The following is a 468-nucleotide window of genomic DNA, read 5'->3' as shown; positions in this document are numbered from 1 at the left end:
CATCAGGAGCACCTCCGACGAACTGGCGTTCGCGGAGGCCGAGCTCGGCGAGCAGCTGACTCGTGACCTGAAGAAGGCGCTGAGCGCCGTGCGCACTCACCTGCGCGAGGCATTTCAGCTCCACCAGCTCAACCACGATGAGATCCCCGACACTCCTGAGGAGCTCCGCACCCGCAATGCGCGGATCATGCAGCTGTGCGATTGGGCGCAGGATCTACTCGACGAGAAGACATCGGACCTCGCGACATCGATCTCGAAGGTGCGCCGAGCACCGGAGGTCATCGCCCAGGTGCGAGCGGATGCCGAGACGCTGAGCGCGCGGATCCCGCACACGAACGAGACCGTCGCCCGTCTCTCCTCTCGCTACTCGGACTCGGCGATGCACCAGATCACCGCCAGCGCTGCGGAGGCCGAGCAGCTGATCGCCTTCGCCACTCATGGCGCCGCCGTCTCGGAGCGGCGTCGGGC

At 66.7% G+C, this 468-nt stretch carries 1 protein-coding gene; it reads left to right on the top strand.

Annotation, left to right across the window (positions count from 1 at the left end; genetic code table 11):
* Positions 1–468: hypothetical protein (locus tag AC2JF7_RS09070; RefSeq protein ID WP_500728364.1), on the top strand; the 468-nt coding region annotated here is incomplete at both ends.

This window comes from Lactobacillus sp. XV31L, assembly GCF_059900865.1.
This window is presented reverse-complemented; position numbering and strand designations above follow the sequence as displayed.